This is a genomic window from Leptolyngbya sp. 'hensonii', assembly GCF_001939115.1.
GTDB lineage: Bacteria > Cyanobacteriota > Cyanobacteriia.
In genome coordinates, this window is record NZ_MQTZ01000052.1 from 1 (window position 1) to 21,833 (window position 21,833).

Here is a 21,833-nt window from a genome sequence, read left to right on the forward strand (position 1 = left end):
GAGTCGAAACCGCAGCGGTCAGAAAGTTACAGCCTTCCAGGTAAGACGAGGCCAACCCGTGGGTGTACCACGATGTCACGAAGGTAGTCCCGGTCAGCCATCCCCCCAATGCCATGTAGGCACAGGGAAACAGCAGCAACCCAGACCAGCCGATGAACACAAATCGATCACGCTTCAGCCAGTCGTCGAGGACGTCGAACCATCCCCGCTCTGCCTGTGCGCGTCCCATTGCTATGGTCATTTCTAATCCTCTTATCTATTGCAGGAAATTCTCTCATTACCGTGACATGACCTTACACAAGTAAAAAAAACTTTATGTAGGAATATCACATCTAACCCGGCCCCTGGAGGAGGTACACTAAACCACAGGTTAGGTTTATGTACCTATCGAGAAACCGGTTTGGGTAGGCTTTACAACAGACGTCGCAAACTGGGAGTTAACGATTCTTATGATAGTAAATATTAGAATATTTACAATCTGATACGTAAACTGCATAACAATATTTCATTCACGACGGCAAACATGACTTCTCCAGATGTTCAACAGCTTCGTCAACAGATTCTTGGTTCCCGTCGAGCCAGTAATTACTGGTGGGCCACTGTGACTACTGTTGGGGCGACAGGCTTTTTGCTGGCTGGTCTTTCCAGCTATCTCCAGACTGAGCTTATTCCCTTTGCTAGTTCAACAGATTTGATCTTCATCCCCCAGGGACTGGCCATGGGGTTTTACGGTGTAGCAGGGTTGCTGCTGAGTAGTTATCTCTGGCTAATGATTCTATGGGATGTGGGGAGTGGCTACAATGAGTTCGATCGCAAAGATGGGAAGGCACGTATCTTTCGGTGGGGTTTCCCTGGTAAAAATCGCAAGATTGAAATCAACTGCGACTTGCAGGATGTGCAGGCAGTGAAAGTTGATGTTAGAGAGGGGTTGAATCCTAAGCGGGTGCTTTACTTGCGGGTCAAAGGGAGAAGAGATATTCCTCTGACGCGGGTGGGTCAGCCTCTTCCCTTGTCTGAATTAGAGAGTCAGGGTGCCACGCTGGCTCGCTTTCTGGGCGTTCCATTGGAGGGGCTGTCATGAGATTTAATTTTCGACGCTGGTTTGTTGTGGTTTTCCTGGTCAGTGTTTTGTTCCTGCCTGCCTGTGTTTCGGATAAGGCAGTGAGTGAATCGTCCTCAACAACAACGAGTACTCCCAGAGTAGAGAGTCCTGAAACGGCTGCTTCAGCTTCTCCCAGTAGCACGCCCTCGCCTGAATCTACTGCCGAAATCAATGACCCACGCTTTGCTGACATGCCACGATTGGTGGGTAAGGCAACCGTTCAACTGACGATTAAGGATGCTCCAGTCACGATCGTGGTGGATGGAACCAACGCCCCTCTAACGGCTGGTAATTTTGTGGATCTGGTGCAACGGGGTGTCTACAACGGGCTTGTTTTCCATCGTGTGGTTCGGGAGCCCCAACCCTTTGTCGTCCAGGGTGGAGATCCCCAAAGCAAGAATCCAGACACACCAGCCCAACTTTTAGGAACCGGGGGTTTTGTAGATCCGGCAACGGGTCAACCCCGGTATATCCCTCTTGAGATTAAGCCAGTGGGGGCTAAAGTTCCCCTGTATAGTCAGACTTTTGAAACTGCCAGCGTGACTAAGCCTCCTGCTCTGAAACATACGCGGGGGGCGGTGGCGATGGCCCGGTCTCAACTGCCAGATTCGGCGTCCTCCCAGTTTTATATCACCCTCGCTGACCTCGACTTTCTGGATGGTAACTATGCTGTTTTTGGCTATGTCACCCAGGGAATGGAGGTTGTCGATAAAATTCAGCAGGGCGATCGGATCCAGTCAGCCACGGTAACGCAGGGTTTGGAAAATCTGAAGGTTAGGGGTAAATCCTAGGGATAGACCGGTTGAAAGTGGAATATGGTGTAGCTGATGATCTTAGTCTTCTGCTACACCCTGTTTTAACTGTGCCTATTGAAGTTGTTGTAACCGGAATTGGCTTGATTTCGGCCCTGGGTTCGTTGCAGGAAACCTGGCATAACTTATCTCTGGGTAAAACAGGTATTGCCGTTTCCCGTCCGTTTTCAGAACTGCCCCCTTTGCCCTTAGGACTGATAGAGGCTGCCCCCCTTGCCCTGATTCCTTTAGTTCAGATGGTCATCAGGGCTGCCTTGAAAGATGCTGCTATACATCCTCCTCTACCAGACTGTGGGATTGTCATTGGTTCTAGCCGCAGTCAGCAATCGGTTTGGGAGGGGTTGATACAAGAACAATGGCACGCTGTTGATCACGGGGTTAATCCTCCAGTCCCGTCACAGCTATCTTTAGTGAATTGGCTGGATACCCTGCCCCATCGGGTTGCGATCGTAGCCGCCCATGATGTGGGAGCAACAGGACCAGTGCTGGCTCCAATGGCTGCCTGTGCCACAGGTCTGGTGGCGATCGCTCAGGGATTTGAGCTGTTGCAAACCGGACAGTGCCAGCAAGTTCTGGTTGGGGCAGTGGAAGCTCCCATTACCCCCCTCACCCTGACGGGCTTCCGACAGATGGGGGCGATGGCCAGCACGGGGTCCTATCCCTTTGATGTGGCCCGCGAGGGTTTGGTGCTGGGGGAAGGGGGGGCCGTGCTGCTGCTGGAAACCGCTGAATCGGCAGCCACACGTCAGGCTTCTATCTACGGGCGGGTTCTGGGATTTGGGATGACCGCAGATGCTTATCACATCAGTACGCCTGAGCCCAATGGCCGGGGGGCGATCGTGGCGGTTCAGCAGTGCCTCCAGCGCAGTCAGTTAGCGCCGAACCAGGTGCAGTACATCCATGCCCATGGCACCGCGACGGAGTTCAACGATCGCCAGGAAGCTCGATTAATTCAACATCTGTTTCCAGCGGATGTTCTGGTGAGTTCCACGAAAGGAGCTACGGGCCATACTCTGGGGGCATCGGGGGCAATGGGGGCTGCTTTCTGCTTGCTGGCTCTGAAGGAACAGCACTTGCCTCCCTGTGTGGGTTTGAATAAGGCTGCTTTTGATTTAAATCTGCTAACTGCGGCTCGATCAGCCCTGGTGAACCAGGTGTTATGTTTTAGCTTTGGATTTGGCGGTCAAAATGTGGTGGTTGCTTTGGGCCGCTAAAGAGAAATCAGGAGCCAGAAGCCAGGATAATTCAGGTCTCCTGATTTCTAACTCCCGATGTCTATAATCTCCTGATGCAGGCATTAGTCTCTGTTCAGGGGTTTACCGATTACGGTAGACCTGTTGTGTTCCAACCCCACAAACCGCTGAGCCATCCTTGTAAGACGGGAGGGAACGAATTGCTCCAGGACTGTTCCCTCGACAAAGGATCGCCAGGGTCTTAGTTTCGCCTTTCACTGCCTTTTTATCGAGATCCGTCGCTGCTACTTCAAAGACGGCACCGATGTAACTCACCTGATTGGGATTGCGGGCCGTGCCAACGTTGTAGACGACTTTATTCGCTTTTTGAATGGAATAGGTGAAAGCGCTGTCCCCGGAGGGTCTCATTCCCAATTCATTGATGGAACTGGCAAAAGTATTCTTTTCCAGATAGAAAGCCTGCTGCGCCCGGTTCATGGCACCGACAACGCTTTGGCCCTGGGGCATGGGAGGCATGCAGGCGAAGGCAATGGGCGTGAAGGCAGATAATGCACTGACCATACAAAGGGCGATCGTGGCCTGAGTTGAGGCTGAACTTAAGAGCTTTGGCTTTTGGATTGACCGGCGCGACATAGTTCTCTCTTCCTGATTGGGTGGAGATGGATGTTTATCTGAATACAGCCTGTAACCCTCAAGTTCCGTTGACACCTATCGGATGGGAGTCGCTACAAGTCTTTTCATGCGAGTTTTGCATCATAGGTATGCAAATTACTTATCCTGCAGTAATGGAAAAAAGCGTGAAGCAACCTCCAAAGTGCTGAGAAGCACGGTATTCTATCTACGACGAATTGGAAAAGATCCATGAATCCAGAAGCTATTAATGGAATTTTGACTACAGCCAGTTCTGTAGTCACCTCATTTGCTCTCAAATTGTTGGGGGCGATCGCCCTCTGGATCTTTGGTCGCTGGCTGATTAATTTGAGCTTAGGGTTGATCAGACGAGGGTTAAAAGGTCGGCCCATTGAGGCTACCCTGGTTAACTACCTGATTAACATTCTGGGGGTTACCCTCCAGATTGTCCTGGTTGTTGCTATCCTGGGCTTCTTTGGCATTGAGACCACTTCCTTCGCTGCTCTTCTGGCTGCAGCCGGAATTGCCGTTGGTGCAGCCTGGTCTGGATTGTTGGCTAACTTTGCTGCTGGTGCGTTTTTAATTATTTTCCACCCCTTTCGAGTCGGTGACTTTGTCTCAGCCGGGGGGGTGACTGGTACGGTGAAGGAGATGGGGTTATTTGTAACGACGATCGACACCCTGGATAATGTACAAACGATTATCGGGAACAACAAAATTTTTTCGGATAATATTCAAAACTTTTCCTCCAATCCCTACCGCCGGGTGGATCTGGTGGCTCAGTTGAATCATGGGGTCAGCCATCAGACAGCGATCGCCCTGTTGAAAGAGAAGCTGAGCCAGATTCCCAACGTCCTGGTGGAACCAGCTCCAGATGTGGAAATTTTGGAGTTTAATCTGGCCGGTCCAGTACTGGCCGTCCGACCTTACTGTAACAATACCCATTACTGGCAAGTTTACTTTGATACGAACAAAATGATTCGGGAAACCTTTGGCGATGCTGGGTATCCAGTTCCAGAGCAGCACTATGCAATTCGACAGTCCTGAAGCATGACCCCTTCAGTTGAAGCTGCGACCGTTGTTTACTGCAGAGGTGCGGAAGACGCAGAGGGTATTCTCGGCGAATTCTGCGCCTTCTCGGTTTATTTTGACCGCTGAGGGGGGACCCCCTTGCGGTACTCTAGTAAGAGTGTCTTTAGCCAGCTTTTTGACCTATGTCCGCTGCCGTAACATCTCCTATCTCCAGTCCTCCCCGCCCAATTCGGATTGGCTCTCGGAAGAGTCAGCTTGCTTTGGTGCAGACCCATTGGGTGCAGGAACAGTTGCAGAGCCATTTTCCGAATCGAACTTTTGAAGTTCATACGATGAGCACTCAGGGGGACAAAATTCTGGATGTTGCCCTGGCTAAGATTGGAGATAAGGGGCTATTTACCAAGGAATTGGAAGTGGGCATGCTGAATCAGGAGATTGATTTTGCCGTCCATTCTTTGAAAGATTTGCCGACCCGTTTGCCTGAAGGGTTGATCTTAGGGGCAGTAACGGAGCGGGTTGATCCGGCGGATGCTCTGGTGGTTCATGCCCAGCACCAAGATAAGCAAATTGACACCCTGCCAGAAGGGGCGGTCATTGGTACGTCTTCCTTACGTCGCCTGGCCCAATTGCGGCACCACTATCCCCATCTCGCGTTTAAAGACATTCGTGGCAATTTGAATACCCGGCTCCAGAAGTTGGATGCTGGGGAATATGATGCCATTATCCTGGCGGTAGCCGGGTTGCAGCGATTAGGGATGGCCGATCGCATTCACCAAACTTTACCCTCTGAGGTGTCTCTGCATGCGGTGGGGCAGGGAGCCCTAGGGATTGAGTGTCGGGCAGAGGATGCCGAGGTCCTGACCTTGCTGAAGGCGCTGGAGCATTTTCCAACTACGCAACGGTGCTATGCTGAGCGGGCCTTTCTGCGAGAGTTGGAGGGAGGCTGCCAGGTTCCGATCGGGGTTAATACGGTCCTGGATGGGGATTCTTTGACATTGATTGGCCTGGTTGCCAGTCTGGATGGTCAAAGATTGGTGAAAGACAGTATAACTGGGGCTGCAGCCGACGCCGATCAATTGGGGATTGCTCTGGCTCACCGACTGCGGGAACAGGGAGCCCAGGAGATTTTGGATGAGATTATCAGTCAAATGCGGGAACAGCCTTGAGGACTGATCACCTGTGTCAACTTACCCGGTATGATCACTATGCCAGGTGGGATCGTTCATGGGGATGGTTCTGACTATTTTTGCTGATGAGTCTGGCTGATGTCAGCTCAGGTGGACATTCAGGGAAAAGTTCAACATGCGAATTTTATTTGTCTCGGCAGAAGCAGCTCCACTTGCCAAGGTTGGCGGTATGGGGGATGTGGTTGGAGCCCTTCCCCAGGTGCTGCGAGCCATGGGTCATGATGTCCGAATTTTCATGCCTTTTTATGGTTTTCTGTCAGACAAAGCAGCGGTTTCTAAGGAGCCGGTTTGGGAAGGCTCTGCCATGTTTCAGACCTTCCAGATTTACGAAACCGTATTAACGGGGACAGAAGTTCCGGTCTATCTGTTTGCGCATCCATCTTTTTTACCTCGACGGATTTATGGCGGAGAAGGGGAGGATTGGCGATTTACCCTGTTCGCTAATGGTGCGGCGGAGTTTTGCTGGAATTACTGGAAGCCAGAAATTATTCACTGTCATGACTGGCATGCTGGAATGATCCCGGTGTGGATGCACCAGTCTCCTGATATCAGCACTGTGTTTACGATTCATAATCTGGCTTACCAGGGGCCCTGGCGATGGCGCTTGGAGCAAATGACCTGGTGTCCCTGGTATATGCAGGGGCATAACACGATGGCGGCGGCGGTGCAGTATGCCGATCGGGTGACTACTGTTTCCCCTACTTATGCCCAACAGATCCAGACAGCCACTTACGGAGAAACCCTGGAAGGGTTAATGTCGTTTATCAGCGGCAAACTGAGCGGTATTCTCAATGGTATTGACACCCAGCTTTATAATCCAGCGGATGACAAGTACCTGGCTCAAACCTTTACCGCAGATACGATCGATCGACGAGTTGCGAATAAGGTGGCGCTGCAGGAAGAGATCGGCCTGGAAGTCAACTCTAAAACATTTCTGGTCGGTATGGTGACGCGACTGGTGGAGCAAAAAGGGTTGGATCTGGTGATTCAGATTCTGGAACGCTTCATGGCCTACACGGATGCCCAATTTATCCTTTTAGGAACGGGCGATCGCTACTACGAGACTGCCATGTGGCAAATTGCCTCCCGTCATCCTGGGCGCATGTCGGTTTATTTGCTTTACAACGATGCCCTGTCCCGGCGAATTTATGCGGGCTGTGATGCTTTCTTGATGCCCAGTCGGTTTGAGCCTTGCGGGATTAGTCAGTTGATGGCGATGCGCTACGGCTGTATCCCGATCGTACGTCGGACTGGAGGTTTGGTGGATACTGTCTTACACCATGACCCCATGAACCAGGCTGGAACAGGATATTGCTTCGATCGCTACGAGCCCCTCGATTTATTCACCTGTATGATTCGGGCCTGGGAAGGCTATCACTATCGGGACAGATGGCAGGAACTCCAGCAGCGAGCTATGCAAATGGATTTCAGCTGGGATAAATCGGCCAAGCAGTATGTTCAGGTTTATAGCGATATTCTGGGTATTCCTAATGAGACGCCGGAGTTAGAAAAGCAGGCAGAAGTTGTGGGTTAGTTCTGCAGCCCATGCAATCGGAACTCGCTTGGGGTCTGGCGCATGGGATGGTCTGGATGCCACAGCCCCACACCCAGGAGGCGAGCCTTCTCCTGAGCGCGACTCAGTCGAATGTCATACTTCAGGTTGGGCGATCGTCCAGCAGCCAGGGCCAGCCCTGCTTCCACCAATCGCTCATTCACTAAAATCCCATCTTTCCACAGGTAAATCAAGGGGCGATTCTGGCTATCCCGTTCCTGGACATCGGTTTCCATCCGGAGCCATGGTGAGGGGGCTTGCCTGGAGCCATGGGATGGGCTGGAGAGGAACTGCGCCAAGTAGTCCCTGGACTGCTGCCCCCAGGGTTCTTGCTCCAGATCCGGAGCCTCAATTCCCAGGAGCAGCACCCGTTGTAAGGGCATGTCTACGTTGCCCCCCACAATTTCCAGAGCCTGACCACTGATGACCTGGTCAACCTTGACCAGATTGCCTTTGGGTAGAGAAACTGGCTGGCAGGCGACAAGAAACAGGGCGATGAGGCTGAGTAGGATAGCAGGAATCCACCAGCGCAGAAGCGCCTGGCCCGGTAACTGATAGGGATCAATCTTCATCCAGAGGCAACCCAAAGCGAACTTTACCTTTGGCAAAATAGCGCCCGAACTGTAGCTCATAGACTTCATCTTCATTCTGAGTCTCAACTTCCAGGTCAGAGCGAGGATAGCTGACGCAGAGTAGGGCGTAACCCTGCTCTCTTAATTCTGGGGAGAGGCCAACGGCTTCTGGTTGATACAACTCGCCGGATAGAACTCGCACAGCGCAAGTCGTACAGGCTCCGTTGCGGCAGGAGAAAGGAAGTTCAACACCCTGATTTTCAGCACTGTGCAGAATATACCGATCCTCTGGAACCTGCACGACATAATCTGTATTGGTTTGACGATAGTGAATCCGAACCTGGTGGGAACGAGTCATGAAAAGACTTAAGAAGCGTACAGATTCCATGCTACTGCGGGGCTGGTCCATCGGCACTGCGACTTTCTGCTGAAATGGAGTCGAGATCGCAACCACAGGCTGGGTAAGAGGACTGGTAAGTTGTGGGACGCTTACCGAACAGGGTATAGCGGTGATCTCGAACGTACTCGTACAGTCGATCGACCGTCTCTTTGAGCCCTGGTAACGATCGATACGCAGGGATAAACACCTCTCCCAGGGGCAGCAACCGCCCGATCTCCTCTGCTGCTGCACTTCCCTGCCATCGGCGATCGGGAGACGCCACATTAATCAAAATCATTCCCAGTTCACAGTCTGCTGGCGTGACGTTCCAGGCTGCCAGATCCTGCGGATTTTGCATGGGCAGATACTGAAATTGCTGTCCCCGATCCAGAGCTTGCAGCAACTGCACCAGGGTTGTACAGAGATTACAGTTACCGTCGTAAATCACGAGATAGGTCATGGGCTGTTGTGGCGCTATTGTCTTCCCTCATAGTAGAAGAGCATCTGACATCGCTCCAGCCCCATTTCAGGGCAGGGGGGATTGGAGCGGGCTACCGGGCGGCTGCACCGAGCCACATCTCTCTTCTTGAGAAGCTTCCAGAGCAGGACTACCACTTGCATAGCGAACTAATACGTCCTGTTGAATCCAGCCGATCCTCCCAGGTCTCAGTGTCCCTGGAGGCGAGTTCACCCCTGCTGGCGGAATTGAGCAAACTTCGAGCTTGAACCAGTATTCCCGACTGGTGATTTCCTGACGGCTGATGATGCGTAGAATGGTTCCCGCAGGAAGGGGGAGAGATGGCCTGGGGGCAGAATCTGGGCCTGAGGCTGATGGCAGGGTTTGCTGGGGTCTGATTCCTGGTTGAGGCAGCAAGACTACGGTCTCTGGCAAATTCTCCGTTTGACCGGGCTGAATGGCTGGACTATTAATTTGAACCAGAGATCCAGCCGTCAGAGCAGGTAGAGTTGGGGAGGAAGTTGCAGTTGAGCTGGGTGACTCAGGAGCAGGCGCTTTCAGAGAGGGGACAGGCTCTGCAATCGGCGATAAAGGGACATCTTGTGCCATGAACAAGAAAGTCAGGACACCGCCCAGGCTGACCAAAGCCAACCCGCCCAGAAAGACTGGCCAGCTCAGGCTGAAAGGAGCCACGATCGGGCGATCGTGTCCCCGGGTTACCTGGATGGTGGCTTCTTGGGGGACTTGCCGCAACGGCAGGGAGGATTCTGAAACATGCCCCACCGACGATCGGGAGGGCTGAGCCAGGTGAGTAATCGCTGGATGAAAGGAGATGGGCTCGGCAGCTAGGCCCAACTCCTGAACCTGGCAATAAAGTAAGCCAACGGTGACGTTGTCGTGACCATTCCAGCTATTGGCCAACTCCACCAGGTGTCTCCCGGCTGTAGCCAGGTCCAGATGACCAGTCAGGCTGGGCAACAGCTCTGTTTCCCAGAGGGCCTCCACCCGATCAAAGTCACTTAAACCATCGGAGCAGAGGAGAAAAAGACAGTCTTCATCCAGAATCAACCGTTGTGTAGTGGGATGGAGGTTGTTGGAGTGGGCCATCCCCAACGCCTGGATTAAAGAACCAGCGACTGGATTTTGTAGGGCATCCCGGTAGAAGGTATAGCCAAGCCTGACCTCACGAGCGGCAAAGTCATCATCCAGGGTGACCTGATGGCAGCCCTGTGGCGTAATCCGGTAGGCACGGCTATCCCCCACGTGGGTGATATAGATTTCATGGCCCTGGGGCAGAGCCATCACCAGGGTCGTTCCCATGCGCTGGCGATCCTGACGGTTTTCGCTGTCATTGCGTTGGGCAATCTGATCGTTGGCAATTCGCACAGAGTCTTCCAATCTAACAATTCGGTCAGTTGATTGGGCCTCGTTGGCAGGTACAGAAAAGGACGGAACCTGCTGACGAATGGCTTCGATCGCCAGGTTAGATGCTACATTACCTCCCTCATGCCCCCCAATCCCATCACAAACAATCAGCAGAGGCGAATCGGCTTCTGAGACTGATTCCTGCAGGTTAAACCGGCCCTGAAATCCACTGGGAGGGTAGCAGGCGTCTTCATTGCGTTGTCGGGTTGGGCCTTGGTCGGATAGGCAAACCAGTTCAACCTGGCGTGCCTGGCCCTGGCCACAGGTTTTGAGGGCTGCGTCGAGATGGGTACTGACCTGCTCGATCGCGGTGATTTGCCCGCGAGTCAGAGCAAGACACAGATCTGTAAAAAAGGGAGCGATTTCAGGTTGAGCTGGTGGGAGTTGAGACCACCAGTGGCCCAGATCGCTCAATGCTGGCTGGATGCCCAGAGGGCCATCCGATCTCAATTCCAGGAGACGAATGAGGGAGCCCTCCGTGCGGATGAGATGAGCCTCTAGTAGGGTGGCTGCAACGCCTTCCAGATGCAAGGGGTGCCAGAGCTGGGCCATCTGCCAGAGCCAGTTCAGTTGCCGGAGGGCCGTAGCCTGACCCCAACTTTGGCCGAGGGTGGGCCATAGTGCTGTCCCCTGGGGTTGGATAGGAGCCTGCTCCAGCAAAAGGATGGGGGGCGATGAGGGGTTAGCTCCGGGGAGGGCCACGTAGGGTTGTGGGATATGAAGATGGAAAGGAAAGAGATGAAGGTAGACTTCAAACTCGTCTGTGATCTCTGCAGGAGCCTCAGGTGGGAGACCGGGCTGGGTATCTAGCAGAATCCGGGAGGTTTTCACCAGGTAGCGATCGTAGAGCATCTCACCGGGCTGCTGTGGGGTAATATCCTGTCCGGCTGCCCATAGATAGCGGGCGGGAATGGGAGTATGACAATGCCGACAAAAACGGCTGTCCTCAGGATTGAGGGTTTGACAACTGATGTTGGGGCAGTAAATGGCTGCTGTGCGGTCTTTCATGCTAGGGAGGACAAAACCAGTTCTATTGTATCGCCGCCTACTTCTGGTCGGTAGGAGCCTTGGCGGGCACAGATTGGGAGTGCTTTCAACCCTGGTGATGTGGCCTGGATCTTGGCCCGCTGCTCTGAAAATTTACAGGGATTGCCGTAATTTCGCTGTGATCTTGTGGTTATGTAGCCTATCCATTAAGATAATTTTTTGTAACTTTAGATACGGTTTAAAAGTTTGGTGATAGCTTAGAAAAGTAGACTTACACCATGCAAGCTTTTCGGTATGTCCATTATGAACAAAAATCGTCAGCAACTCTTAACAAAAGCGACAGAAGCCCATCGTGAAACGCTGCGTAAGAATTTGCAGCATCGTTTAGAAGTGGCCAGGGCAAACGGTGATGAGAACCTGGTTCGAATCCTAGAAGCAGAAGCCAATTACATTGGTTAATCCACTCCAGTTAATTTTTCCCTACCTGCTTTCTCAGCAGTCAATTTTCCAGAAACTTCCGCTGACATCTCTCAGAACTGAAGCTTAAGAATAGAGCGCAGTTCTGAGAATTTTTTTAAAGGTGCTCTCCAGCTTCCCTGATCAGGGGTGGCAGGAGACCTCTGGATCAGGAATAGCCCCAGGGAGTTCCCTGGCTTCACCCATGAGGCCAGGGTTGCAGAGGGTAATCCTTGGGGGCTATGGCATTGTGCCCAGCCAGCCCATGAGCTGTTGTTTTTGCAAGGGGGTGGGCTGTTCTACAGGAATAACCTGATATCGGGTTGGCTTGGGAGCTTCCAATATGACCCGGCAATGTTTCAGTTCATCTTGATGGAATAGGGTGAGTTGCACCTGACTGCCAGGTTGGTAATCACGTAAGCGATCGGCTAACTGTTCTGCTGTCACCCGCAGTCCCTCGATCGCCAGCAATTCGTCTCCGGTGTCTATGCCTGCGTTTTGGGCAGGTGAATTGGTCTCTACCTGCTTCACAAGGTCGCGACCATGCTCTTGTTTCACCAGCAGGCCCAGATAGGGGGGGAGATCTGCACCCTCCTCTAGATCAGACTGGAGGGACAGGCCGAAGGGTTCTAGGTAGTCCGCCAGAGGCAGATCGTCCGTACTGTGCAGATAGCGCTGGCGGAAGTCACTCAGGTCCAACCCTGCGACTGACTCAATCACCGCCCACAATTGATCTTCGGTAAAGCCAATTTCCGGAACACCAAACTGCTGCCACATCTGGACCATAACCTGATTGAGGGATCGTTGATTTCCATGTTGGGTCCGGATCAGGAGATCCAGGAGCAAAGAAACCAATTCTCCTTTCAAGTAGTAAGACATTTGAGAGTTATGGCTATTGGCATCTGGGCGATAGAGCTTGATCCAGGCATCCAAGCTAGATTCACTCAAAGGCTGCACCTTGCGACCGGGTGTGGTGAGAAAACGGGTAATTTCTTTACCCAAATTATTCAGGAAAAACTGGGCGTCGTAAATACCAGCCCAGAGCGGAATCAGCAAATCATAGTAGCTGGTTGTTCCTTCACTGAACCAGAGGGAGGGGGTGTAGTTTTCCCTGTCATAGTCAAATTTTTCCAGAGCCAAGGGACGGATGCGCTTGATATTCCACAGATGAAAAAACTCGTGGGCCACCAGTTGCATGAAGCGATTGTACTTATCCCGATTTTGGAAGCCAAAGCGGGGGTAATTCAGGGAGCAGGCGTTTTTATGCTCCAAGCCTCCGTTACCCTGGGGAGAGAGATGAAGCAGGAAAAGGTAGCGATCGTAGGGCAGCCCCCCAAACAAGCGGGCTTCCATCTCAATCACCCGCTGAGTATCCCGCATGATGCGATCGGCATTAGCATTTCCCTCCCCCCAGATTGCCAGTTGATGAGATTTGCCCGACACCTCAAAGGTATAGAGTTGATGATTGCCAATTTCAAAGGGACTATCTACCAGCGTGTCAAAGTCAGGGGCCAAAAAGGTAGGGTGTTGGCCAGGGACAGTCTCCAGAGGCGTTGTGACTTGCCAATCTGGGTGGGGAGGCACGATCGTCACCAGAATCGGCTGGGCTAGCTTTTCTGGAACATAAAAGAATAAGGCTGCCCCGTTGAAATATCCGTGGGTGATATCCAGGTGGTTGGTGCGGACTGACAGCTCGTTAGCATAGACCCGGTATCGGATGCTGATTTGCTCAAATTGCCTGGTCTGAACTTGCCAATGATTTTTAGCCTGTTTGTGGCAGGACAGCGGGACAGCGTTTCCCTGAGCGGACAGCCCCCAGGCTGTAAAGTCTTGAACGTGACGAGCATATTCCCGAATCAGGTAAGAACCGGGGGTCCAGACGGGCATCCTCAAATCAAGGCTGGTCCCTGGCTGGATTCCCGTCACGGCCAGGGTCACTTCAAACAGGTGGGATGCTGGTTGGGGCATGGCGACTTGGTAATGCAAGCAGACCTCCCCAGGCTGAGATCGAGCACAACTCCCGGCTTTGACCACAGGATTTTGGGAGGTTTCCTCGGTCACTAAGAATTCTGAAAAGGTGCTTCCAGCAGATTGTTCATCTTTCATCATGGGTCTTCATCCTTGCGTGGATTGCTGATGGCCATTCCCTGGAAGGGACTACAGGGGATGTAAAACTCCCGGTTTCGATCGCTTCTGTCCAGTCGAGGCTGGCAGTCGAAGCTGAGAGAAACGAGTCTGCTGCCAGAGTTTTAAGGAGGTGGGCGCAATTCAATTACAGATGGCGTATGAAACCCAATACTCGTATGGGTTTCGGTTCGCTCTACCCATCCTACAAAGAATGGGGTCTACCTACTTAACGCTTATTTGCAAGTTGCACAAGTTGATTAAAGTGGACCAGATGAAGAATTTGTTTGACTGAATTGATTTTGATAATGCCTTTGCTCTCAAGCTTCTCCATGATTTTGGTGGTTTCTTCTATCCCGACATCTGCGACGTTTGCCAGATCCTGGAAAGGGATATTGTAGATGTCCACGCCATTTGCCGTTTTCTGCCCATAGTTTTCACCCAGGGCAACTAGAGTGTTGGCTAGCTTAATCGCAGAAGGCAGTTTTACCAGTTGAAATCGGAAGTTGGTTTGCCGCAAGCGACGCACCATCAACTGCAGCATGCGGTGATGCAATTGAGAGTCTTTAAAGAGGGTTTGGACGAATCTTTGAGCTGGGACGCTCATCAATTTGACGGGAGACAGGGCGAGCACATCAGTTGAGCGAGGAGACTCGTCGAGAATGGCCATTTCACCGAAAAAGTCCCCCCGGCCCAAGATTGCAAGCGTTGCGACATCATCTCCGGAATGCCGTCGGACTTTGACCCAACCGGCCACGATAAAGTAAATAGCGTTTCCCCAGGAATCCTCCATCAGGACGGCTCTTCCAGCGGGGTATTCATGTTCCGTAGCCATGGACAGCAACTGATCAACTGTCTCCGGGGTGACAGAATTGAAAAGGGGAAAAATCTCACTAAAAACGGCAGTCTGCATGGAGGCGCATCAGAATAGTAGGTAGACAAATTTCCAGGAAATCAAAAAGCACCCAAAAATTGATGGCATTACCTGACTGAGTTCAAATGTAGAGTCGTAACTTTAAGTTTATTAAAGACTTTTTCAAAAAACTAAACTTTACCAAAACTACTTAATTTCTCAAGTAATGGACGTGAAAATAGACTCCACTACATTAACTTTAGCAATGCCAAGCCCATAAATTAGCGGTTAGATTCCATCTATTCGTGGTTTATTCCTGAATCTTAAGCAGTTGACCCTAATTTGAGATGTAGCTTGTCGGTTGAGGCGTTGCATGCCCGTGGAAGTACTGTATGCAACGCCCCTGAGAACGTTACGAACTGGGTGACCCGAAATAGATGGGTTCATTACCCGGTTTCCACTTAATGTTGCAGCCAATACTAGGTTTTTGTTCGGAAGCAAGGGGTTGATCGGCCAAAACAGCCCCGATCGCCGCCCTCAGGTCTTTCCCGGTGACAGGAATTTCATTGCTGGGACGGCTGTCATCCAGTTGTCCCCGATAAGCCAGCTTGAAGGCGCGATCGAAAAGGAAGAAATCAGGAGTGCAGGCTGCACTGTAGGCTTTGGCGGTTTCCTGGCTTTGATCGTAGCAAAAGGGAAAGTTGAAACCTAGCTCGATGGCCATGGCTTTCAGGCTGCCGGGGGCATCATCGGGATATTTTTCAGCATTGTTAGCACTGATGGCGACAATGCCAAGGTCCTGGTTGCTGTAGTCTTGACCAAGCTGCGCCAATTCAGTTTGGATATGTTTAACGTAGGGGCAGTGGCGACAGATGAACATCACCAGGAGCCCTTGCTTGCCAGAGAAAGTGGCCAGAGAAATTGTTTCCTCAGAAACAACATCAGGGAGCTGAAAATCCGGAGCCTGGGTCCCCAGGTCTAGCATTGTGGATGCAGTGCGCACCATAGACAGAGCCTCCTCACTGGACAGAATTTAGTAAAAGAATAGCGATCGACTGCAGGCAAAACAACCTGCCCCGGAAAGAATGGAGGGGGGTATCTTAACCGCTCTAGAGGTAGAAAAATCTCTATGGCTGGAATAGAAAATCATCGATACGGATAGATAGTCTGAGGTGGTAGATTAAGGGTCAATCCTCATTTTCCCTGAAGCGGCAATCTGAACTTATGAAGCTGTTCGTTTACCATACGCCTGAATTGACGCCGCCGGAGGGCGTACCTGTCTGTGCTATCGCGATCGATGTCCTACGGGCCACCAGCACGATCGCAACGGCTCTAGCTGCTGGTGCAGAAGCAGTCCAAGTGTTCAGTGATATCGCGGAGCTGATGCAGGTCAGCGAACAGTGGTCCCCCGATCGACGAATTCGAGCCGGAGAAAGGGGAGGGGGGATGGTGGAAGGGTGCGATATGGGAAACTCGCCTCTGGATTGTACGGAAGAGAGAGCCAAAGGACGGCGATTATTTATCAGCACCACCAATGGAACCCGCTGTCTAAAACGAGTTGAGGCAGCTGAAACGGTGCTGACAGGGGCGTTGATTAACCGACAAGCCGTGGTTCACCATCTTTTGACCCACAACCCGGAAACCGTGTGGATTGTTGGTTCGGGCTGGGAGGGAGGTTATTCTCTGGAGGATACAGTCTGTGCGGGTGCGATCGTGCACAGTATTTTGAAGGGGGCGAGTCACAATCTGGATGAACTGGCTGGTAATGATGAAGTCATCAGCGCGCTGGCTCTCTTTGGCCAGTGGCAGGCCCGTCTGTTGGATCTGTTACACCATGCCAGCCATGGCAAACGCCTGTTGCGTCTGAATTGTCTGGAGGATTTGAAGTACTGCGCCCAAACCGATGTCCTGGACGTGTTGCCGATCCAGCGAGAGCCAGGAGTCCTGGTGAGCCATCAGGGCTAGAGGCCTTGCAGGCAACGCCTCTACATGGAACGCAGCAGATTTTCCAAGAGGCAGGCGGCAATCCGGTGGGCAGCCCCTGGTTTCCCCATGCGACGGGGACCATTTTCGGCAATCAGTTGGAGTCGATCGGGATTCTCTAGTAAAAGCTGGATCGCACGGGCAATCTGGGTTGGTTGCTCAACCAGAATGACAGAAGGGCCGAGCAGACGGGTCTGGGCTTCTGCAAACGCAGGGGTGAATTGGGGGCCTTGGCCTGGAATGATCAGGGCCGGTTTGCCCAGGCCCACAAATTGTTCCGTTGCAGTTCCAGCCATCGCGATCGCCAGATCAGCTTGGTGCAAACAATCATTGTAAGCCTGTTGGGTCAGAACCAGGGTCGCATTCTTCTGAGTGAAGCAGAGTGCTGTGGGGTCAGCGGCCAGCAGAGGGGTTGACGAGGATTTCCAACCCTGATTCAACAGTGTTTTGACCAGAGGGTCTGGGTCGAGCCCTGGGGCGATCGCCCCCAGGAATTGTAAGGGCAAATTGCGGAAAGTGGCCATCAGATTGGGCATTCCTTGCAGGATTAACTCCCAATTGGCGTAGGCTTCCGGTGGTCGAGAACCCGGCAGCAGGAGCAGGGAAAATGGGGACTGGCCTTGGGATGAGTCCTCTACTTGGGTTGGGACATGATAGCTTCCACCGGGTTCCAGCCCATCCATCATGGGATTCCCCAGGTCGAAGACGGGAATTTGCCAATGTTTCAGGCATTGGGCTGTAATCCGGTCTCTGGGGATGACGGCTTTACAGCGGGGATGGGTCATCATCCAACGTTCCCACGGCCAGTAAATCGAGCCCAGCGATCGGGCCAGCCGATCTCCCAGGGGACGATGGGGTAAAAACCCGACTTCATCCCGCACGTAATATTCTGACTTAGCGGTGCCAACAAAAGCATAGGGGGCACCACTGAGCCAGCCAAACAGGAGGGGGACGATATCGCCAACTGCCAGGATCTGACCGCCGGACTGCCCCCACTGACGCACAACACGGATCTGGCTCAGGGTCAGGCCGACTAATCCCCCCTGGATGTCGCGCACCAGTTGCTGATTGTCCATGTAGATGAAGCCGCCGGAGGGCATGGTTTTTGTCTCTCCGGCTAGGGGGATGTCAATCTGGCAATAGGCACGACCTTCCCCGACGATCGGTAGGGCAGAAATTTCCACAGTGGGGGCCAGTTGCTGAAGTTCCTGCAAAATTCGCACGGCAATGATATCTTCGCCATGGCCATTGCTGAGGCAGAGTAATTTCATGGGGATGGGGTCAGGTCTAGCAATCTTTGCTATAGACTACCTCAGTTCTGGCCAGAACCTCTGCTTTCCAGATTGGCGTTGGATCAACTTTAGAGGACGATTACCAGGGATTGCCGATCAGGGTGAATCCAGCCCAGTAGTAAGGGTGGGCGAGGGATTGATCCCCCAGATTCTGGAGTTCCGGGGGGAGGAGTAAGTTGCCAGCGATCGTATCGGTCATCAACCGCCCGTCTGCAATCCGGACTTTTCCCTGAAGCAAACTGATTTGGGCCTGTTGCAGGACCTCCGCTTTAATCGATCCTGTTTTGAGCTTTTCGTAAAATTCGGTCATCAGGCCCAAGGTGCCTTCATCACTGACATACCAGAGGCTGGCCATGGCTGTTTTAACCCCCGCCTGAATGGCCAGTCCAGCAAACCCCAGTTCGGCCTCTTCATCTCCCAGGGCCGTGCGGCAGGAACTCAGGACTAACAGATCAACAGGTGGATTGTTGAGCGCCAATTGGCGGATTTCGTTCAGACGGATTTTTCGATCCCAGAACTGAATGAAAGAATTTTCTGGGGAACCTGGGCGGAATTCACTGTGGGTCGCCAGATGTACAATCCGAACTGGATCACGGCGTCGTTCGGCTACCAGAGCGCTGGGGGTAAAGGCTGCATTAAGAAACAGTTTTCCCCGCCGGAGCTTTTGGGTGATCACCGCCAGTTCCAGGGGAACGGCAGGAAGGGGGTTCTGATCGCGGAATTCGGAGGCTCCCATGGCCAGAACCTCGGCATCCTGAATGTTGGTCCGGCGGGTGTCGGTCAGGCTAATGGTGGGCATCAGGCCAACACTATATTGCTCGATGATGAAGTTGCGGCCATTGTGGAGGGCTGCGATCGGAAGCGATCGCAGGCCCCGATCCATCAGAAAGACCAGGTTCTTAACTTGTCGTTTTTGCAGTTCTGGCTCCAAAGGATCAATTAGCCACTGATAGAGTTGCTGTGCAGGCTCTAGATAGTTGGTACTACTAGGGTTAGACACTTCGCTGCGAAACTTGCGGGCAATCCGCAGAACCTCTGTCCGAGTAATCGGCAGGCGCTTGCGGAAGGGTTGCCCCTTCGCAGTCAGAACAATCAGTTCCAGTTGATCCGTATCTTTGGGAGTAACCTCTGGTTCTGCCTGAACCAGAATCTCTGTTCGCAGGGATGGATCAGTCCTTCCTGTCCCAGAATCAGGATCTTCGGGGCGGAGGGAGATCGGAAGCGGCACCCACGCTTCCCCGGAAACTGAAGGGCTGGTTTTGCCCTGGTTCAGGGAGGCCGTTGTCACTGGAACAAAACTGACGTAAATTAGGGCCGGTTTGATTCCTGTCCCATCTTCTACCTCGGCCAGAAGTTGACAGGCACTATCGGCTGAACTAGTCGGGGCACTACTGACGGAACCTGAGTACTTTTCGTAAGCACTCTTAAACTTTTCTTCGGCAGTGATAAATCCAACATCCGACAGGCCGCAGAAAGGTTTCAGATCCAGTCGGGATCCTTCCAGATTGCCTGGAGGACTGTTGCGGGGGTCATCATTCTGAGATTGGATCTGCAGGTTGATAACCCCCGGATTTGAAAAAGATAACGGGCTGGTAAAACTGCCATCGTTGATGTCGGCAGCCTGAACCGTAAAGGAGTCTGGTGTTGTGGTGTTAGAGAAGGGACTATAGACGACCAGGGTTCCTGCTGATAGAGGGCTGCCGGGGGTTAAAGCAACACCACCGACCGTCAGGGTGCCCTGGGTCGGTAGGGAGGTCAGAATCAGTTGGGTCACATCCCCGTTGGGGTCAAGCACAGAAATAATACTGGCCAGGGGGAGGCTCACAGATCCACCGGCAGCGGTGGGCAGGGTAATCACTGCAGGACTGATCAGGGGTGCATTGTTGCTGGAGGTAATGCTGATACTGCCAGATGGTGTAACAGTGGTGGTCGTCGGTAAGATGGGAAAAACTGTAACCGGATTAACAGCGGCTACACCACTCTGGAAAAGGGCTCCGACAGTTCCATTGCTTATGGCATTCCCGACAATAAACGGCACATTGTTGGGGCCACCCGCCTGCTGAATTTGGATCGTTCCGGCTGTCCCAGCCCCAAACCCTGATGTGTTAATGGTGTTAGCCGTGATACCAATCACACCAGTTCCCTGAACCACTCCCTGCTGGGCCGAGATCGTCACATCTCCCCCAAACCCAGGTGGAAACACAGAACTCCCGATTCCCTGGGTGTTGATCGAGGTGAAGGTGACGTTATTGCCTGCCAGGATGGTTACGTCTCCGCCGATCGCAGGGACGGTGACTGATGCGGCACTGGTGTTCACGTTACCCACCGTGATATTGCCCGGAGCCTGCAGGATAACGGGACCACTAACGGGATCACCCGTCAGGAATGTGGTGATGTTGCCGGTGGAAATGTTCCCTGCCGTTGTTCGCAAAATTACTGCTCGGCTACCTGTCAAGATGGCGGAGTCCGGGTCGCCTGTGGCTGTTGCATCCGGAGCATTGATGGTGATGTCCCCAGTAAACGTAATCGTGCCGCCTGCCTGAACTTTTAAGGAGGCCCCTGTATAGGAACCTGAGGTATAACTGCCGGGGGCTGTGATAATCGGGTCATAAAAGCTGACAAAGGTTCCTGGTTGACCAGCCAGAGTAAGGATGGCAAAGTTGCCACCACTGTTAAAGTGACTATCCCCAGAGACTAAACCATTGCTGATCAAGGTCAGATTTCCCCCACTCTGGAAGGGAGCCCCCTGATCCAGGTTATTCAGGGCCAGAATATCGATCGCCTGGGCACCTTGGATCGTCAGATTGCTGCCAGATTGCACCACCAGGGAGCCATTTAACCCTTCCCGGAAGCGAACTGCATTGTTAGCCATCACAGTCACATCCCCGGCAGCCTGAATTTTCTGGGTGATGACCACATCCCCTGACTGAATCTGGAGCCCAGACCCGGTTAACTCAACCTGACCCTGGTTATTAACGGTTAATCCCGTCGCATTACTGCCCGTTCCACCCGTTAACAATTCTGGCAGGGACACGATCGGCACAGAAAGGGGTGGGGAGCTTTTGCTAGGTTGGATTTCCAGACTTAAGGGACTCCCCGCTTGACTCAGCTTCACCAAACTTTGCCCTGGGACCGAGGAAATCAGAATCTGGCCGTTGGGTGCGCTCAGGGAACCAGTGCTGACTACGGTCCCCCCGATCAAAGTGAGGTTCTGGCCGACAGTCAAATTCCCACTATTGACGATCGCCCCCGGTTGCAGCCCCTGAAAGCCAAATCGATCGGGACTGCCCGTCAGGGCTGTGTAATTGTTAGGTTTTAAGGCACCAAATGGGTTATTCCCAAATCCGATACTGGTGGCTGTCGTGGCGGTAAAGGAGGCAGGGACATTCAGGATAGCCGTGGATCCAAAAATAATTCCTGCCGGGTTCATTAAATAGAGGTTGGGGCTGCCTCCAGTAACCTGGATCAGACCGTTGATAACGGAGGGATCACCCCCTGTGACCCGACCCAGAATATTTTGCAGGGTCGGGGTGGCTAGGAAGTTGGCAATTTGGTCACTATTTAGATTGAACTGGAGAAAACTGTGGAACAGGTTGATTTGATCTGCCGAGAGTTGCCCACCTGTGATGTTGAACTGATTGCCATTCGGCATCACGATCGTATTGGTGCCATCCGTTGCTGGAATGACCGTCTGGGCTATCCAGAGAGGCTGAGGTGCGGGGGCCACGATCGGTCTTGACTGAAGCGTGATCGCCATCAGGCTGGAAGGGAAGAGCATCGGTCAACCTCCTGGATGG

18 protein-coding genes and 1 pseudogene are annotated in these 21,833 nt (G+C 52.6%); 8 read left to right on the plus strand and 11 right to left on the minus strand.

The features are described 5' to 3' along the window. A pseudogene (locus BST81_RS22255) lies at positions 1-241 on the minus strand (photosystem II D2 protein (photosystem q(a) protein)); the annotation flags it as partial. A 282-nt stretch (positions 242-523) separates the two neighbouring features. On the opposite strand from BST81_RS22255, the gene BST81_RS22260 reads away from it, so the two are divergent. The 3 genes from BST81_RS22260 to BST81_RS22270 all read left to right on the plus strand — a co-directional run bounded on the left by BST81_RS22260 (position 524) and on the right by BST81_RS22270 (position 3,128). Continuing rightward, positions 524-1,081: a photosystem I assembly protein Ycf4 gene (locus BST81_RS22260; protein ID WP_075600718.1), complete on the plus strand. Its 558-nt coding sequence runs from the start codon at positions 524-526 to the stop codon at positions 1,079-1,081. Continuing rightward, the gene (locus BST81_RS22265) at positions 1,078-1,893 is read left to right on the plus strand and encodes a peptidylprolyl isomerase (RefSeq protein ID WP_075600719.1); all 816 of its coding nucleotides are present in this window, start codon (positions 1,078-1,080) and stop codon (positions 1,891-1,893) included. The genes BST81_RS22260 and BST81_RS22265 overlap by 4 nt, the downstream gene beginning before the upstream one ends. Positions 1,894-1,964: 71 nt before the next feature. Further along, the gene (locus BST81_RS22270; protein ID WP_253188445.1) at positions 1,965-3,128 is read left to right on the plus strand and encodes a beta-ketoacyl-ACP synthase; all 1,164 of its coding nucleotides are present in this window, start codon (positions 1,965-1,967) and stop codon (positions 3,126-3,128) included. Between the two features lie 102 nt (positions 3,129-3,230). Here the strand turns inward: BST81_RS22270 and BST81_RS22275 are convergent, their stop codons facing one another. Continuing rightward, entirely contained in the window at positions 3,231-3,740 is a 510-nt protein-coding gene (locus BST81_RS22275; RefSeq protein WP_083637017.1) for a type IV pilin-like G/H family protein, read from the minus strand. Between the two features lie 228 nt (positions 3,741-3,968). On the opposite strand from BST81_RS22275, the gene BST81_RS22280 reads away from it, so the two are divergent. From BST81_RS22280 to glgA, 3 genes are all read left to right on the plus strand, one after another. Beyond that, on the plus strand, positions 3,969-4,784 hold the full coding sequence (locus tag BST81_RS22280; protein WP_075600721.1) for a mechanosensitive ion channel family protein: 816 nt from the start codon (positions 3,969-3,971) through the stop codon (positions 4,782-4,784). 167 nt (positions 4,785-4,951) lie between these two features. Beyond that, positions 4,952-5,935 (plus strand): hydroxymethylbilane synthase, encoded by a 984-nt coding sequence (hemC, locus tag BST81_RS22285; protein WP_075600722.1) that lies wholly within the window; start codon positions 4,952-4,954, stop codon positions 5,933-5,935. Positions 5,936-6,071: 136 nt separating this feature from the next. After that, positions 6,072-7,490, plus strand: coding sequence for a glycogen synthase GlgA (gene glgA / locus BST81_RS22290; protein WP_075600723.1), 1,419 nt, complete (start codon positions 6,072-6,074; stop codon positions 7,488-7,490). Here the strand turns inward: glgA and BST81_RS22295 are convergent. The 4 genes from BST81_RS22295 to BST81_RS22310 form a co-directional block, all read right to left on the minus strand. Next, positions 7,487-8,080, minus strand: coding sequence for a thermonuclease family protein (locus BST81_RS22295; protein WP_075600724.1), 594 nt, complete (start codon positions 8,078-8,080; stop codon positions 7,487-7,489). The genes glgA and BST81_RS22295 overlap by 4 nt on opposite strands. After that, a complete protein-coding gene (locus BST81_RS22300; RefSeq protein ID WP_075600794.1) occupies positions 8,070-8,438 on the minus strand; it encodes a 2Fe-2S iron-sulfur cluster-binding protein in 369 nt (122 codons plus the stop codon). Before BST81_RS22300 ends, BST81_RS22295 begins: the two co-directional genes overlap by 11 nt. 31 nt (positions 8,439-8,469) lie before the next feature. Further along, positions 8,470-8,919 carry a DCC1-like thiol-disulfide oxidoreductase family protein gene (locus BST81_RS22305; protein ID WP_075600725.1) on the minus strand — a complete coding sequence of 150 codons (450 nt, stop codon included), beginning with the start codon at positions 8,917-8,919 and terminating at the stop codon, positions 8,470-8,472. A 66-nt stretch (positions 8,920-8,985) separates the two neighbouring features. Further along, positions 8,986-11,349: a protein phosphatase 2C domain-containing protein gene (locus BST81_RS22310; protein ID WP_075600726.1), complete on the minus strand. Its 2,364-nt coding sequence runs from the start codon at positions 11,347-11,349 to the stop codon at positions 8,986-8,988. Positions 11,350-11,631: 282 nt separating this feature from the next. Here BST81_RS22310 and BST81_RS28245 point away from each other — a divergent pair, with 282 nt between their 5' ends. Then, positions 11,632-11,787, plus strand: a complete 156-nt coding sequence (locus BST81_RS28245; protein ID WP_171974829.1) for a hypothetical protein — start codon at positions 11,632-11,634, stop codon at positions 11,785-11,787. Between the two features lie 237 nt (positions 11,788-12,024). Here the strand turns inward: BST81_RS28245 and BST81_RS22315 are convergent, their stop codons facing one another. The 3 genes from BST81_RS22315 to BST81_RS22325 form a co-directional block, all read right to left on the minus strand. Then, positions 12,025-13,893: a M61 family metallopeptidase gene (locus BST81_RS22315; RefSeq protein WP_253188446.1), complete on the minus strand. Its 1,869-nt coding sequence runs from the start codon at positions 13,891-13,893 to the stop codon at positions 12,025-12,027. Positions 13,894-14,137: 244 nt separating this feature from the next. Then, the gene (locus BST81_RS22320) at positions 14,138-14,821 is read right to left on the minus strand and encodes a Crp/Fnr family transcriptional regulator (RefSeq protein WP_075600727.1); all 684 of its coding nucleotides are present in this window, start codon (positions 14,819-14,821) and stop codon (positions 14,138-14,140) included. Between the two features lie 352 nt (positions 14,822-15,173). Next, positions 15,174-15,767: a thioredoxin family protein gene (locus tag BST81_RS22325; RefSeq protein WP_075600728.1), complete on the minus strand. Its 594-nt coding sequence runs from the start codon at positions 15,765-15,767 to the stop codon at positions 15,174-15,176. A gap of 218 nt (positions 15,768-15,985) precedes the next feature. On the opposite strand from BST81_RS22325, the gene BST81_RS22330 reads away from it, so the two are divergent. Next, positions 15,986-16,726 carry a 2-phosphosulfolactate phosphatase family protein gene (locus BST81_RS22330; protein ID WP_075600729.1) on the plus strand — a complete coding sequence of 247 codons (741 nt, stop codon included), beginning with the start codon at positions 15,986-15,988 and terminating at the stop codon, positions 16,724-16,726. Positions 16,727-16,746: 20 nt separating this feature from the next. Here BST81_RS22330 and BST81_RS22335 read toward each other — a convergent pair whose 3' ends face one another. Together BST81_RS22335 and BST81_RS22340 are read right to left on the minus strand one after the other, a co-directional pair. Beyond that, positions 16,747-18,015, minus strand: coding sequence for a lipid-A-disaccharide synthase-related protein (locus BST81_RS22335; RefSeq protein WP_075600730.1), 1,269 nt, complete (start codon positions 18,013-18,015; stop codon positions 16,747-16,749). 100 nt (positions 18,016-18,115) lie between these two features. After that, the gene (locus BST81_RS22340) at positions 18,116-21,814 is read right to left on the minus strand and encodes a CHAT domain-containing protein (RefSeq protein WP_075600731.1); all 3,699 of its coding nucleotides are present in this window, start codon (positions 21,812-21,814) and stop codon (positions 18,116-18,118) included. Positions 21,815-21,833 lie beyond the last annotated feature (19 nt).

Excerpts from the sequence above, each read along its gene's own strand:
- BST81_RS22310 (WP_075600726.1), bottom strand. The coding sequence starts at position 11,349 with ATGAAAGACCGCACAGCAGCCATTTACTGCCCCAACATCAGTTGTCAA.
- BST81_RS22325 (WP_075600728.1), bottom strand. The coding sequence starts at position 15,767 with ATGGTGCGCACTGCATCCACAATGCTAGACCTGGGGACCCAGGCTCCG.
- BST81_RS22260 (WP_075600718.1), top strand. The coding sequence starts at position 524 with ATGACTTCTCCAGATGTTCAACAGCTTCGTCAACAGATTCTTGGTTCC.
- BST81_RS22330 (WP_075600729.1), top strand. The coding sequence starts at position 15,986 with ATGAAGCTGTTCGTTTACCATACGCCTGAATTGACGCCGCCGGAGGGC.
- BST81_RS22335 (WP_075600730.1), bottom strand. The coding sequence starts at position 18,015 with ATGAAATTACTCTGCCTCAGCAATGGCCATGGCGAAGATATCATTGCC.
- BST81_RS22305 (WP_075600725.1), bottom strand. The coding sequence starts at position 8,919 with ATGACCTATCTCGTGATTTACGACGGTAACTGTAATCTCTGTACAACC.
- BST81_RS22280 (WP_075600721.1), top strand. The coding sequence starts at position 3,969 with ATGAATCCAGAAGCTATTAATGGAATTTTGACTACAGCCAGTTCTGTA.
- BST81_RS22265 (WP_075600719.1), top strand. The coding sequence starts at position 1,078 with ATGAGATTTAATTTTCGACGCTGGTTTGTTGTGGTTTTCCTGGTCAGT.
- BST81_RS22300 (WP_075600794.1), bottom strand. The coding sequence starts at position 8,438 with ATGACTCGTTCCCACCAGGTTCGGATTCACTATCGTCAAACCAATACA.
- BST81_RS22320 (WP_075600727.1), bottom strand. The coding sequence starts at position 14,821 with ATGCAGACTGCCGTTTTTAGTGAGATTTTTCCCCTTTTCAATTCTGTC.
- glgA (WP_075600723.1), top strand. The coding sequence starts at position 6,072 with ATGCGAATTTTATTTGTCTCGGCAGAAGCAGCTCCACTTGCCAAGGTT.
- BST81_RS22315 (WP_253188446.1), bottom strand. The coding sequence starts at position 13,893 with ATGATGAAAGATGAACAATCTGCTGGAAGCACCTTTTCAGAATTCTTA.
- BST81_RS28245 (WP_171974829.1), top strand. The coding sequence starts at position 11,632 with ATGAACAAAAATCGTCAGCAACTCTTAACAAAAGCGACAGAAGCCCAT.
- BST81_RS22340 (WP_075600731.1), bottom strand. The coding sequence starts at position 21,814 with ATGCTCTTCCCTTCCAGCCTGATGGCGATCACGCTTCAGTCAAGACCG.
- BST81_RS22295 (WP_075600724.1), bottom strand. The coding sequence starts at position 8,080 with ATGAAGATTGATCCCTATCAGTTACCGGGCCAGGCGCTTCTGCGCTGG.
- hemC (WP_075600722.1), top strand. The coding sequence starts at position 4,952 with ATGTCCGCTGCCGTAACATCTCCTATCTCCAGTCCTCCCCGCCCAATT.
- BST81_RS22275 (WP_083637017.1), bottom strand. The coding sequence starts at position 3,740 with ATGTCGCGCCGGTCAATCCAAAAGCCAAAGCTCTTAAGTTCAGCCTCA.